Origin of the sequence: Sphingobium sp. (assembly GCF_032153725.1) — a bacterium.
In the GTDB taxonomy this organism is placed as follows: domain Bacteria; phylum Pseudomonadota; class Alphaproteobacteria; order Sphingomonadales; family Sphingomonadaceae; genus Sphingobium.
The window spans coordinates 35,335-48,140 of the sequence record NZ_JALDYQ010000034.1; the positions used below are offsets into that span (position 1 = coordinate 35,335).

General features: G+C 65.5%; 11 protein-coding genes and 1 pseudogene. 10 read left to right on the top strand and 2 right to left on the bottom strand.

The features are described 5' to 3' along the window. Positions 1 to 90: 90 nt before the first annotated feature. Together RUH75_RS12650 and RUH75_RS12655 are read right to left on the bottom strand one after the other, a co-directional pair. Positions 91 to 390, bottom strand: coding sequence for a DUF1153 domain-containing protein (locus RUH75_RS12650; RefSeq protein ID WP_007687284.1), 300 nt, complete (start codon positions 388 to 390; stop codon positions 91 to 93). Between the two features lie 109 nt (positions 391 to 499). Beyond that, positions 500 to 796 (bottom strand): hypothetical protein, encoded by a 297-nt coding sequence (locus RUH75_RS12655; RefSeq protein ID WP_313806428.1) that lies wholly within the window; start codon positions 794 to 796, stop codon positions 500 to 502. Between the two features lie 123 nt (positions 797 to 919). On the opposite strand from RUH75_RS12655, the gene mnmA reads away from it, so the two are divergent. The 10 genes and pseudogenes from mnmA to bioD all read left to right on the top strand — a co-directional run bounded on the left by mnmA (position 920) and on the right by bioD (position 12,788). Next, entirely contained in the window at positions 920 to 2,026 is a 1,107-nt protein-coding gene (gene mnmA, locus RUH75_RS12660; RefSeq protein WP_313806430.1) for a tRNA 2-thiouridine(34) synthase MnmA, read from the top strand. 41 nt (positions 2,027 to 2,067) lie between these two features. Further along, positions 2,068 to 2,729, top strand: a pseudogene (gene hisG, locus RUH75_RS12665) (ATP phosphoribosyltransferase). Next, complete coding sequence (gene hisD / locus RUH75_RS12670; RefSeq protein ID WP_313806432.1) at positions 2,719 to 4,008, top strand: histidinol dehydrogenase; 1,290 nt, start codon at positions 2,719 to 2,721, stop codon at positions 4,006 to 4,008. Before hisG ends, hisD begins: the two are co-directional and overlap by 11 nt. Before the next feature lie 49 nt (positions 4,009 to 4,057). Then, positions 4,058 to 4,504, top strand: coding sequence for a transcription antitermination factor NusB (gene nusB / locus RUH75_RS12675; protein ID WP_313806434.1), 447 nt, complete (start codon positions 4,058 to 4,060; stop codon positions 4,502 to 4,504). A gap of 118 nt (positions 4,505 to 4,622) precedes the next feature. Continuing rightward, on the top strand, positions 4,623 to 5,537 hold the full coding sequence (gene thiL, locus RUH75_RS12680; protein WP_313806436.1) for a thiamine-phosphate kinase: 915 nt from the start codon (positions 4,623 to 4,625) through the stop codon (positions 5,535 to 5,537). A 238-nt stretch (positions 5,538 to 5,775) separates the two neighbouring features. Beyond that, positions 5,776 to 7,899, top strand: a complete 2,124-nt coding sequence (locus RUH75_RS12685; protein ID WP_313806438.1) for a sodium-translocating pyrophosphatase — start codon at positions 5,776 to 5,778, stop codon at positions 7,897 to 7,899. A gap of 140 nt (positions 7,900 to 8,039) precedes the next feature. After that, entirely contained in the window at positions 8,040 to 9,986 is a 1,947-nt protein-coding gene (locus tag RUH75_RS12690; RefSeq protein ID WP_313806440.1) for a S9 family peptidase, read from the top strand. A 129-nt stretch (positions 9,987 to 10,115) separates the two neighbouring features. Next, positions 10,116 to 10,796, top strand: a complete 681-nt coding sequence (locus RUH75_RS12695) for a DUF2490 domain-containing protein (RefSeq protein WP_313806442.1) — start codon at positions 10,116 to 10,118, stop codon at positions 10,794 to 10,796. Between the two features lie 256 nt (positions 10,797 to 11,052). Continuing rightward, entirely contained in the window at positions 11,053 to 12,177 is a 1,125-nt protein-coding gene (locus RUH75_RS12700; protein WP_313806444.1) for an 8-amino-7-oxononanoate synthase, read from the top strand. Continuing rightward, positions 12,174 to 12,788, top strand: a complete 615-nt coding sequence (gene bioD / locus RUH75_RS12705) for a dethiobiotin synthase (RefSeq protein ID WP_313806446.1) — start codon at positions 12,174 to 12,176, stop codon at positions 12,786 to 12,788. Before RUH75_RS12700 ends, bioD begins: the two co-directional genes overlap by 4 nt. The last annotated feature ends 18 nt before the right edge of the window (positions 12,789 to 12,806 follow it).

Below are 12,806 nucleotides of genomic sequence, written 5' to 3' on the forward strand. Positions count from 1 at the left end.
GTTCCATTTGGACTTGACTTTGCCAAAACAGAAGGCCGCCGGATGCCAGATCCCCCTTCCTGTGCGACCCTTTGTTCCAGAAACGGATGATCAGTATTTCTGCTGCCGTTCGTAGAGGGACTTGTAATATTGGATGCGCGTCACGCGCAGGCCGTGCATGCCCGAACGGTCGACGGCGCGCTGCCAGCTCGCAAATTCCTCAAGCGTCAGCGAATAGCGGGCGCAGGCTTCATCCACGGTCAGCAGGCCGCCATTGACGGCCGCCACGACTTCCGCCTTCCGGCGCACGACCCAACGTGTCGTGTCCACGGGAGGCAGGCTTTCCAGAGTCAGGGGTTCTCCGAGCGGCCCTACGACCTGCGCAGGTCTGATTTTCTGGTTTTCGATCATTATCACCCTCAATAAGCGGCACTGGCGTTTCCGATTTCCAGCAGTGCTTGGCTGTTTGCGCTTCAAGCCCTGAACAGGCCCTAAAGCGCCACGGTAAACGCCCCCTTCATTATCCTTGCCCCACCTTTAAACGGTTCGCGATCAACGGGTTAAAGCTTCCCGCGAGCCCTACGGCGTCGATATTGCCGGCGGAACGTGGCGCGAGGATATCGGCCAGTTCCTGGACCCAGTCTCCTTCGATGTCCTGCCCCCGCAGGACCCCCGCCACCGCCTGCGCGGTCGGGCTGGCCGCCTGCGCCGCTGCCGAAGCAGCCCGCAGGGACGGCCAGACCGGCACGCGCCGCCGGCCCGAAGGCTTGACGAAGCTGGGTTTCAGCCCGCCAGTCCGAAGGAAACTCAAATCCATGGGAGAGGGGTGTAAGGGCTAAAGGATAAAGTCCGGTAAACTTGCCCTCAATTTTGGTGAGATGGGATCGGGCAGGTGGAATCCGGCTGGAATGCTGGGGCCGGGGCGACTATATGCGCGCCCATGCAGCCCCAGTTTCAGCTTATCGAGCCGCTCAAGGCGCGGCGCATCGTCGTTGCCATGTCGGGCGGCGTGGATTCGAGCGTCGTCGCCGCGCTCGCCGCGCGCACGGGGGCCGAAACCATCGGCGTGACGTTGCAGCTTTACGATCACGGCGCGGCGGTGGGCCGCACGGGAAGCTGCTGCGCCGGGCAGGATATCCGGGATGCGCGGGCGGTCGCGGATCGCATCGGCATCGCGCATTATGTCTTTGATTATGAAAGCCGGTTTCGCGAGTCAGTGATTGCCGACTTCGCCGATGAATATATGGCCGGGCGCACGCCCATCCCCTGCGTGAAGTGCAATATGGGGGTGAAGTTCACCGACCTGTTCCAGATCGCCCGGGACCTGGGCGCGGACTGCCTCGCCACCGGCCATTATGTGCGCCGGGTGGAGGGGCCGCATGGCGCGGAACTGCATCGCGCGGCCGATCCGGCGCGGGACCAGAGCTATTTCCTCTTCGCCACGACTCAGGCGCAGCTGGACTATCTGCGCTTTCCGCTGGGAGGTTTGCCCAAGCCGCAGGTGCGAGAGATCGCGGCGGAACTGGGCCTGTCCGTCGCCATGAAGCCGGACAGTCAGGACATCTGCTTCGTGCCGGACGGCGATTATGCGAAAATCGTGCGGAAGCTGCGCCCCGATGCCGATGAGGGCGGGGAAATCGTCCATATCGACGGGCGCGTCATGGGCACGCACAAGGGGATGATCCACTACACCGTCGGTCAGCGCAAGGGGCTGGAGATCGGAGGGCAGGCCGAGCCGCTTTATGTCGTGCGGCTGGATGCCGAGGGAAGGCGCGTGATCGTCGGGCCGAAGGCGGCGCTGGCGGTGTCGGCGGCGCGGTTGAGCGATATCAACTGGCTGGGCGGGGATTTTTCCGGGCCGCTGACAGCCAAGGTGCGATCCATGGCGAAGCCGGTGCGGGCGCGGCTGGATGGGGAGCGGCTGGTCTTCGACGCGCCCGAATATGGCGTGGCGCCCGGGCAGGCGGCGGTGCTCTATGCGGGCGACCGGGTGCTGGGCGGCGGCTGGATCGCCGCGACCGAGGCGGCGCTGGCCGAAGCGGCCTGAACCTTGCCCTTTTGCCCCTTCGCAAGTAAGGCGCGCGGGTCATGACTCGTCCGCTCACCTTCGCCATCCCAAGGGGCGCATCCTCGATGAAGCGCTGCCCCTGCTCGCCAAAGCCGGTATCGAACCGGAGGCGGAGTTCCATGACAAGAAAAGCCGCGCGCTGCGCTTCGCCACCAACCGGCCGGACGTGTCGATCATCCGGGTGCGGGCGTTCGACGTCGCGACCTTCGTGGCGCATGGCGCGGCGCAGATCGGCATCGTCGGATCGGACGTGCTGGAAGAGTTCGATTATTCGGAGATCTACGCGCCGGTCGACCTCGACATGGGCCATTGCCGCCTGTCGGTCGCGGAACCCGTGGGCCTTGCCGACGAAGATGAGGCGGCGCTGAGCCATGTCCGCGTCGCGACCAAATATCCCTATCTGACGCGCAAATATTATGAGGCGCGGGGCATTCAGGCCGAATGCGTGAAGCTGAACGGCGCGATGGAACTGGCGCCTTCGCTGGGGCTGTCGCGGCGGATCGTCGACCTTGTGTCCTCCGGCGCGACGCTGAAGGCCAACGGCCTGGTTGAAACCAATGTCATCATGCAGGTGTCGGCGCGGCTGATCGTCAATCGCGCCGCCTACAAGATGCGCTCGGCCGAACTGGTGCCGCTGGTGGAGGCCTTCCGCAAGGCCGTGGGGGTGCAGGATGCCGCTTAGGCTCGACAGCCGCAGCGCAGACTTCGCGACCGCCTTCACCGCCTTGGTCGATGCCCGGCGTGAGGCTGACGAGGATGTGTCGCGCGATGTGACTGCGATCCTCAAGCGCGTCCGCGCCGAGGGTGATGCCGCGCTGGCCGATTATACCAGCCGTTTCGACCGCCATGATCTGGATGTCAGCGGCTGGGCGGTGGAGCCGGCCGAATGCCGCAAGGCGCTGGATACGCTTTCCACCGAGCTGCGCGACGCGCTGGAACTCGCGGCGGCGCGCATCGCCGCCTATCATGAAAAGCAGAAACCGCAGGATAGCGATAGCGTCGACGCGGCGGGCGTGCGCCTCGGCGCGCGCTGGAATGCCGTGGACGCGGCGGGGCTCTATGTGCCTGGTGGCCGCGCCGCCTATCCCAGTTCGCTGCTGATGAATGCGATCCCGGCCAAGGTCGCGGGCGTCCAGCGCATCGCCATGGTCACGCCGACCCCCAATGGCGAGATCAACCCGCTGGTCCTTGCCGCCGCGCAGATTGCCGGGATCGGGGAAATCTGGCGCGTCGGTGGCGCGCAGGCGGTCGCGGCGCTCGCCTATGGCACGGGTCGGATCAGGCCGGTCGACGTCATCACCGGCCCGGGCAATGCCTGGGTGGCGGAGGCGAAGCGCCAGCTTTACGGCGTGGTCGGCATCGACATGGTGGCGGGGCCGTCCGAAATCGTCGTCGTGGCCGATGGCAGGAACAATCCCGACTGGATCGCCGCCGATCTGCTGAGCCAGTCGGAACATGACCCGACCAGCCAGTCGATCCTGTTCACCGACGACGCGGCCTTTGCCGATGCGGTGGCCGCGGCGGTGCAGCGGCGCCTGCCCCTGCTGGCGACGCAGGCGGTGGCGACGACCAGCTGGAACGCCAATGGCGCGATCATCGTCGTGCGCGACTTTGACGAGGCAATGCCGCTGGTCGACCGGCTTGCCGCCGAACATCTGGAACTCGCCGTCGATGAACCCGACGCTCTGTTCAAGCAGGTACGCCATGCAGGCTCCGTCTTCCTTGGCCGCATGACGCCCGAGGCGGTGGGCGATTATGTCGCCGGGCCGAATCATGTGCTGCCGACAGGACGCCGGGCGCGCTTCTCTTCGGGCCTGTCGGTGCTGGACTTCATGAAACGCACCAGCTTCCTCAGTCTCACGCCTGACGGCATCGATGCCATTGGTCCCGCCGCCGTCGCGCTGGCGGAGGCGGAAGGGCTGCCGGCGCATGCGGCGTCAGTGGCGCTCCGCCTGAAATAAACACACAGCCCTTCGACAAGCCGAGGGCGAACGGTTACATGGAATCCTGATGAACGAACGCTCCAAATCCCGCTCCGCCGCGCGCCTTGCCGCGGTTCAGGCGCTATACCAGCTGGAGATGGAGGGCACGCCGCTCCATCTGCTGCTGCATGAGTTCCACCAGCACCGTCTGGGCGCGACCATCGAGGACGTGACCTATGCGCAGGCGGAAGAGAGCTTTTTCGACGACGTGGTGCAGGGCGTGGACCGGCGGCGCGAGGAAATTGACGGGCTGATCGTGGCGCGTCTTTCCAAGGGGTGGAGCCTGGAGCGGCTCGACAAGCCGATGCGGCAGATTTTGCGCGCGGGCACCTATGAACTGCTTGCCCGCCAGGATGTGGCGACCGGCACCGTCATCAGCGAATATGTCGATGTGGCCCATGCATTCTATGACAAGCGCGAGGCGGGGTTCGTGAATGGCCTGCTGGACGCGGTGGCGAAGGACGTGCGGAAGTAAATCTGCTTGATCCTCGACAAAACAGCGTGCTCCTGCGAAGGCAGGAGCCCAGTTCAGACGGCGGGTCTAGGCTCCTGCCTTCGCAGGAACACGTCAAGCTAAAGAGGATCGGGATGCCATGTCCGCTGAATCCCGCTTCCTGACCCTGTTGCGCCTGCTCGCGAACGATCCGGCGGCGCAGGGCTTGCAGGACGATGTGGCGGTCCTCGAAATCGGCGGCGCGCGCCTGATCCTGACCAGCGATACCATGGTGGAGGGGGTGCATTATCTTGCCCAGGATCCGCCCGCCGATATCGGCTGGAAGCTGGCGGCGGTGAACCTGTCCGATCTCGCCGCCAAGGGCGCGAGGCCGCTCGGCTGCCTGCTCAACTATGCGCTGTCGGGTGATGATGCGTGGGACGCCGCCTTCCTCGAAGGATTGGGTGAAGCGCTCGCCCGCCACGCCATGCCCCTGCTGGGCGGCGACACGGTGCGGATGCCGAAGCGCGCGCCGCGCAGCTACAGCCTGACCGCTCTGGGCGAAGCTTCCGGACCGGTTCCGCCCCGCAGCGGCGCGAAGGCGGGGGACAGGCTCTATCTGACCGGCCCGGTGGGCGATGCGGGGGTGGGGCTCGATCTGTTGCAGGCCAATCCCACCGCATCCGGCCCGCTGGTCGACGCCTATCGCCGTCCGCGGCCGCGCCTGGCCGAAGGGGCGCTGCTGGCGCCGCATGTCCATGCCATGATGGATGTGTCGGACGGCCTGCTGATCGATGCCTCGCGCATGGCGGAGGCGAGCGGCCTTGCCGTCACCATCGATCATATTCCCCTGTCGCCGGCGCTGGAAAGCACGCGCGGCGCCAGCAATGCGGTTCAGATCGCGGCGGCGCGCGCCGGGGATGATTATGAGTTGCTCTTTGCCCTGCCCGCCGCCGTCAAGCCGCCTGTGCGGGCCATCCCGGTCGGGTGTTTTTCGCAAGGGAGCGGGCTGACGCTGATGATCGACGGGGTGGCGATGCCGCTGCCCAACCGGCTCGGCTGGGAGCATGGCTGATCGACCCTGATTCGCCTTAATATCGTAACGGGTTGACGCGGCCCGTCCGCCCTGTAGCTTCACCCCCGACCTTTCTCAGCCCGGTAGGACCGCATGATGTGCGTGAGCCTGATGCTGATTGATGCGGTGCCTGATGCCGGATGCGTATATTCCGGCCGCCCGTTCCCACGCCTTTCGCCCGCCCGTCATTCCCTGCGGAGCGGCCGATGACAGGCATAACAGGGGGAGAGGAACATTCATGCAGATTGTCTCGATCGCCATAGGGTGCGGCGTGCTGGCCGTGCTCTACGGCCTTTTCACCAGTCGACAGGTGCTGGCGGCCTCCGCCGGCAATGACACCATGCAGCAGATTGCGGGCGCGATTCAGGAGGGGGCCAAGGCCTATCTCGGCCGCCAATATACGACCATCGGCATGGTCGGCGTCGTCGTCGCGGCTCTGGTCTTCTTCTTCCTTGGCGCGACATCCGCGATCGGGTTTCTGATCGGGGCGCTGCTGTCGGGCGCCACGGGCTTCATCGGCATGAACATTTCGGTACGCGCCAATGTGCGCACGGCCGAAGCCGCCCGTGATACGCTGCAAAGCGGCCTGACCGTGGCTTTCCGCGCGGGCGCCATCACCGGCATGCTGGTGGCGGGGCTAGCCTTGCTCGCGATCAGCCTATTCTTCTGGTATCTGACCGGGCCGGCGGGCCATGCGCCCGATGACCGGCTGGTGATCGACTCCCTCGTGGCGCTGGCCTTCGGCGCCAGCCTCATCTCCATCTTCGCGCGTCTGGGCGGCGGCATCTTCACCAAGGCGGCCGACGTCGGCGCGGACCTGGTGGGCAAGGTAGAGGCGGGCATCCCGGAGGATGACCCCCGCAACCCCGCCGTGATCGCGGACAATGTCGGCGACAATGTCGGCGACTGCGCGGGCATGGCAGCGGACCTGTTCGAAACCTATGTGGTGACGGTCGGCGCGACCATGGTGCTGACCGCGCTGCTGGTGAAGGGCGTCGACAATGCCTTCCTCATGAACCTCATGTCGCTGCCGCTGATCGTCGGCGGGGTGTGCATCATCACCTCGATCATCGGCACCTACATGGTGCGGTTGGGGGCGAGCCAGTCGATCATGGGCGCGCTCTACAAGGGCTTCTGGACGACGGCGATCCTGTCGATCCCGGCGCTCTATGCGGCGGCGCGTTTCACTTTGGGCGACCTCAACGCCCGCTTCGGCGCCGATCTCGACGGCAGCGGCGGCTATACCGGCATGGCGCTGTTCTGGTCGATGATGGTGGGCCTTGCGGTGACGGGCCTGATCGTCTGGATCACCGAATATTATACCGGCACCAACTATCGCCCGGTGCGCAGCATCGCCCGCGCGTCGGAAACCGGCCATGGCACCAATGTCATCCAGGGGCTGGCCGTCAGCCTTGAAGCCACGGCGCTGCCGACGCTGGTGATCGTTGTCGGCATCATTGTCGCCTACAGCCAGGCGGGCCTGATCGGCATCGCCTTCGCCGCCACGGCAATGCTGGCACTGGCGGGCATGGTCGTGGCGCTGGACGCCTATGGCCCTGTCACGGACAATGCGGGCGGCATCGCGGAAATGTCGCATCTGGACGACAGCGTGCGGGTCAAGACCGACGCGCTCGATGCCGTGGGCAACACCACCAAGGCCGTGACCAAGGGCTATGCCATCGGTTCGGCGGGCCTTGCCGCGCTGGTGCTGTTCGGCGCCTATACGGAGGACCTCAAATTCTACAATTCGGCGCTGGGCCTGACCGAGCCGGTCGATTTCAGCCTGTCCAACCCCTATGTCATCGTCGGGCTGCTGCTGGGCGCCCTGCTGCCCTATCTGTTCGGCGCGATGGGGATGACCGCCGTGGGCCGGGCGGCGGGCGACGTTGTCAAGGACGTGCGCGACCAGTTCGCCACCAACAAGGGCATCATGGAGGGCACGTCGCGGCCCAATTATGCCCGCACGGTGGACCTCGTCACCCGCGCCGCGATCAAGGAGATGATCGTGCCCAGCCTGCTGCCGGTGCTGGCGCCGATCGTCGTCTATTTCGCGATCTCGGCGGTGGCGGGGACGCCCAACGGCTTTGCGGCGCTGGGTGCGTTGCTGCTGGGCGTCATCGTCTCGGGCCTGTTCGTGGCGCTTTCCATGACTTCGGGCGGGGGCGCCTGGGACAATGCCAAGAAGTTCATCGAGGACGGCAATCATGGCGGCAAGGGGTCGGAAGCCCATAAGGCGGCCGTGACCGGCGATACGGTGGGCGATCCTTATAAGGATACGGCCGGACCGGCGGTCAATCCGATGATCAAGATCACCAATATCGTCGCCCTGCTGCTGCTGGCGGCGTTGGCGCACGGGGGGTAGCCCTTGTTGGCCGCATCTTGCGGGCCGCCTGCCGTTCCGGCGGACTTCAAAATGCTCTAAATCCCCGTTTAAAAAGGGAAAGACAGGAAAATGGCTCTGCCCTATGGAGGGGCGGGGCCATTTTTTACGGGGGGAAAGATTTGAGGGGCTTTTCTGTGGTCGCGGGCGTTCTGCTCGCGCAGCTTTGCGTGTCTGCCAGTGCAGAGACGGTTGCGCCGCGCAAGGAATGGCCGATCGAGGCCTTTGCCGAACTGCCGCTGATGGAGCGTCCGGAACTCTCGCCCGACGGGACGCGCCTTGCCGCGAAGGTCGCGCGCGATGGCGAACTGATGCTGATGATCGCCGCCATTGCCGATGAACCCAATCGCATCCGAGCCCTGCAATTGGGGGAAAATGACCTCAACTGGTGGAGTTGGGTCAATGACGACTGGCTGATCGCGGGCATAGCCAGCGAAACCAATGTCGAGGGCATGCCCTGGTCGATCAGCCGGGTCGCCAGCATCAAGCGCGACGGGTCGAAGATCAACATGCTCGCGAAGAAGGTGGCGGCGCAGAATGGCGACGATGTGATCTGGGTCGCGCGCGACGGCAGCCCGCGCATCCTGCTGGCCTATCAAACGTCGATCTATGGCGATGATGCGGGTTTTTGGCCGCAAGTGGACGAAGTGGATGTCTCCACCGGCAAGATGCACCTGGTCGTGCCGTCGCGCCAGCAGGTCATGTCCTGGTATGCCGACGCGGCCGGAACGGTGCGGATGGGCGTGGGCTATGACGACGCGACGCGCATGTCGAAGCTGCTCTACCGCGCCGACGGCCGATCCGGTTTCCGGGTGGTCGACCGGGCCAATCGCCGCCGCGACGAATCCATGGTCGTGCCGATGCTGTTCACCGCCGACCCCGGCAAGGCGGTCGCCAGCGACGATCATGAAGGGACCGATGCCCTTTATGAATATGATCTCGCCAGGCTGGAACTGGGGACGAAGATCTTCGCCGCCCCGGGTTTCGACATCGACACGGTGGAGCGTGACGCCGCCGGCACCGGGCTGGCGGGCGTGCATTATACCGCCGATGGACCGGGGGTGCACTGGTTCGACGAAGGACTGGCGAAGGTGCAGGCCGACATCGACAAGGCAGTGGGCGCCAATCGCCGGGCGCGGATCGTGTCCACCAGCCGCGACCACAGCCGCATGATCGTGCATGTCGGCAGCGCGGATCAGCCCGGCACCTATTATTATTACGACACCTCCGCGGGCGCGATGAGCGTTCTGTCGCAGATCAGCACCAGCTTCGGTCCCGGCACCCATCTCTCGCCGGTCAGGACGATCCGCTACAAGGCGCGCGACGGGCTGGAGATCGCCGCCGTCCTGACCCTGCCCGTGGGCAGGGACCCGAAGAATCTGCCGCTGATCCTGATGCCGCATGGCGGCCCCTTCGCGCGCGACAGCGAGGAATGGGACTGGTGGGTGCAGTTCCTCGCCTATCGCGGCTATGCCGTGCTTCAGCCCAATTATCGCGGCTCGTCCGGCTATGGCACGGCCTTCGCGGCCAAGGGCGAGGGGCAATGGGGCCTCGCCATGCAGGATGATCTGAACGATGCGGTCGACTGGGCCGTCGGGCAAGGGATCGCCGACGCGAAGCGGGTCTGCGTCGTCGGCGCCTCCTATGGCGGCTATGCGGCCATGCGCGCGGCGCAGCGCGACGGTGCCCGCTATCGGTGCGCGGTGTCCTATGCCGGGGTGTCGGACCTGTCGGCGATGATGCGCTATGATGCCCGCTTCCTGAACCATGGCGGGCGCAAGGACTGGATGAAGGAACAGGCGCCCGATTTCGCCTCCGTCTCCCCGATCAACTTCGCCGCGCAATTTTCCGCGCCCATCCTGCTGATGCACGGCAGGAAGGACCGGCGAGTGCAGGTGAACCAGTCGCGCGAAATGGCCGAAAAGCTGAAGGCCGCCGGCAAGGTCGCCGGGCGCGACTATATCTATGTCGAACAGCCATTGGCCGACCATTTCTTTTCCCGCCAGGCCGACCGGCTGGAATTTCTCCAGCGCATGGATGCTTTCCTGAAGGAGCATAATCCGGCCTGAACTGCGGCGGGCAGCTTTTGTCGGGAAGCATGCCCGTCACAAATTGGCAATGGGATAGTCACATGATTGTAACGAAACAGTCATAGTGGGCCCCCGTTCGCCAGCAATGGGCGAGGGGAGAATGACGACATGCGACTGACCTGTAAGCTGCTGCCTGCGCTCGCCGTGCTGGCCGTTCCGGCCGTGGCCCATGCCAGCGAGGACGAACAGCTCTGGACCACCGCCAACGCGACGGTGAAGCTGAGCGATCACTGGCGCTTTTCGCAAGAGGTCGTTGCCCGGTTCAGCGACGATCGCGACGGATTGTATGAGGTCGAGATGAATTCGCTGATCGGCTACAAGGTCAGCAAGAAAGTCACGGTCTGGGCGGGCTATACCCATGACCCGCAATATAATGGCGGCGACTTTGCCGTGATGGAGCATCGCGGCCGCCAGCAGGTGACCTTCGACAATATCGTGAAGATCGGTCCCGGCCAGCTCAGCGCCCGGCTGCGGCTGGAGGAACGCTGGCGCGAGGGGATTGACGGCACGGCCTGGCGGCTGCGTCCCTACATCAAATATGTGCTGCCCTTCAAGGAAGGCGGCAAGACCGCGCTGGTGCTGAGCCATGAGAGCTTCATCGACTTCAACAAGACCAATTTCCAGCGGGTCGGCGGCGAAGAGCGGATGCGCAACCTGATCGCCATCACGACGCCGCTCGCGAAGAATGTGAACGCGGAGATCGGCTATCTGCACCAGCATGGCTTCCGCCAGCATGCGGATGACCCCAATGACAATGTCGCGTCGGTGTCGTTGAGCTTTTCTTTCTGACAATAGCGCAAGGCATGGCGGGAAGCGGGCAGTTGATCTTCCCCTCCCCTTCAGGGGAGGGGATTGAGGGGTGGGGGCGTGCCCCAAGGGAAAGCTAATCTTTAACGGACCGGCCCCACCCCAACCCCTCCCCTGAAGGGGGGGGGCTTAGTGGCAAGAAACCACCCAAAGTCGTCTCTCCGTCCGCGGTCACGATGACCGACGGATCGGCAGGCAGGCTTGCTCCTTCCACCCCCACGGGCCTATAGCCCGCGCCATGACCAGCGAACCTTTCCGCTCGCAACTCGCCGCGCTGGAAAAGCGCGGCCGTCTGCGCAGCCTGACGCCACGCGCCGGGCGGGACTTTGCCTCCAACGACTATCTGGGCCTCGCCTCCGACCCGATCATCGGTCAGGCCGTCGCCGATGCCGTAGCGCGCGGCGTGCCGGTGGGATCGGGCGGATCGCGGCTGCTGCGCGGCAATGCGCCCGAGCATGAGGGGCTGGAGGCCAAGGCCGCCGGATTCTTCAGGACGCAGGGCGCGCTGTTCATGGCGAACGGCTTTGCGGCGAATCTCGCCCTGTTCTCCACGCTGCCGCAGCGGGGCGACCTGATCGTCGCGGACGAGCTGATCCATGCCAGCGTGCATGACGGCATCCGCATGTCGAAGGCCGTGACCGTGTTCGCCCGCCATAATGACCCGCAGAGCTTTTCCGACCTGATCGCCGCCTGGCGGCAGGAAGGCGGCAAGGGGCGCATCTGGATCGCGGTCGAGACGCTTTATTCCATGGATGGCGACATGGCGCCGCTCAACGATCTGGCGATGCTGGCCGCCCGGCATGACGCCATGCTGATCCTGGACGAAGCCCATGGCACCGGCGTCTTCGGGCCTTCGGGGCGCGGGCTGTCGGCCGGGCTGGATGGCCTCCACAATGTCGTCACGCTGCATACCTGCGGCAAGGCGATGGGGGTCGAGGGCGCGCTGATCTGTGGGCCGCGCCTGCTTGTCGATTATCTGATCAACCGGGCGCGGGCGTTCATCTTCTCCACCGCGCCCTCGCCGCTGATGGCGGTCGCAGTCTCGGCGGCGCTCGACCGGATCGAGCAGGCGGGCGATCTGCGCGACCGGTTGAAGACGCTGATGGTGGATGCCAGCGAAGCGATTTGCGCCCCGCTCGGCCTGCCCGCTCCGCGCAGCCAGATCATCCCTGTCCTGTTGGGCGAGGACCGCCGTGCCATGGCCGCCGCCGCCGCATTGCAGGAGGCGGGGTTCGACGTGCGCGGGATTCGCCCGCCCACCGTGCCGCCGGGCACCAGCCGTTTGCGCATTTCCCTGACGCTGAATGTCGGCCGCGCGGATATCGCCGCGCTGGGCGAGGCGTTGCGGAAGGTGGTCGCATGAGCGCCTTCATCGTCACCGGCACCGATACCGACATCGGCAAGACGGTGTTCGCGGCGGGCCTCGCCGGAGCCATGGGCGCGCATTATTGGAAGCCGGTCCAGGCGGGCGTCGATCCCGTGGGCGACAAGGAACGCGTGGCCGCGCTGTCCGGCCTTCCGCCATCGCATATCCTGCCCGAAGCCTATCGCCTGACCACGCCTGCCTCCCCCCATCTGGCGGCGCGGATCGACGGGGTGGAGATCAGCCTCGACCGGCTGGCCTTGCCGAAGGTGGATGGCCCGCTGGTGGTGGAGGGCGCGGGCGGCCTGATGGTGCCGGTCAGCGAGACGCTGCTGATGATCGACCTGTTCGCTTATTGGGACGCGCCGGTCATCCTGTGCGCGCGGACGGGGCTGGGCACGATCAACCACAGCCTGCTCAGCATCGAGGCGCTGCGCGCGCGCCGGATCGCGATCGCGGGAATCGCCTTCATCGGCGAGCCGCATGAGGAGAATGAGCGGATCATTCCGATGCTGGGGAAGGTGCCGTGTCTGGGGCGGTTGCCAATTCTCGATCCGCTCGATGCCGAGACGCTGCGCGCAGCTTTCGATGGCGCGATTACCCTACCCTAAAATGAGAACGTGCTCCTG

Coding starts and splice junctions, on each gene's coding strand:
- RUH75_RS12695 (WP_313806442.1), top strand. CDS start 10,116: ATGCGACTGACCTGTAAGCTGCTGCCTGCGCTCGCCGTGCTGGCCGTT.
- RUH75_RS12650 (WP_007687284.1), bottom strand. CDS start 390: ATGATCGAAAACCAGAAAATCAGACCTGCGCAGGTCGTAGGGCCGCTC.
- RUH75_RS12700 (WP_313806444.1), top strand. CDS start 11,053: ATGACCAGCGAACCTTTCCGCTCGCAACTCGCCGCGCTGGAAAAGCGC.
- RUH75_RS12685 (WP_313806438.1), top strand. CDS start 5,776: ATGCAGATTGTCTCGATCGCCATAGGGTGCGGCGTGCTGGCCGTGCTC.
- mnmA (WP_313806430.1), top strand. CDS start 920: ATGCAGCCCCAGTTTCAGCTTATCGAGCCGCTCAAGGCGCGGCGCATC.
- thiL (WP_313806436.1), top strand. CDS start 4,623: ATGTCCGCTGAATCCCGCTTCCTGACCCTGTTGCGCCTGCTCGCGAAC.
- nusB (WP_313806434.1), top strand. CDS start 4,058: ATGAACGAACGCTCCAAATCCCGCTCCGCCGCGCGCCTTGCCGCGGTT.
- RUH75_RS12655 (WP_313806428.1), bottom strand. CDS start 796: ATGGATTTGAGTTTCCTTCGGACTGGCGGGCTGAAACCCAGCTTCGTC.
- hisD (WP_313806432.1), top strand. CDS start 2,719: ATGCCGCTTAGGCTCGACAGCCGCAGCGCAGACTTCGCGACCGCCTTC.
- bioD (WP_313806446.1), top strand. CDS start 12,174: ATGAGCGCCTTCATCGTCACCGGCACCGATACCGACATCGGCAAGACG.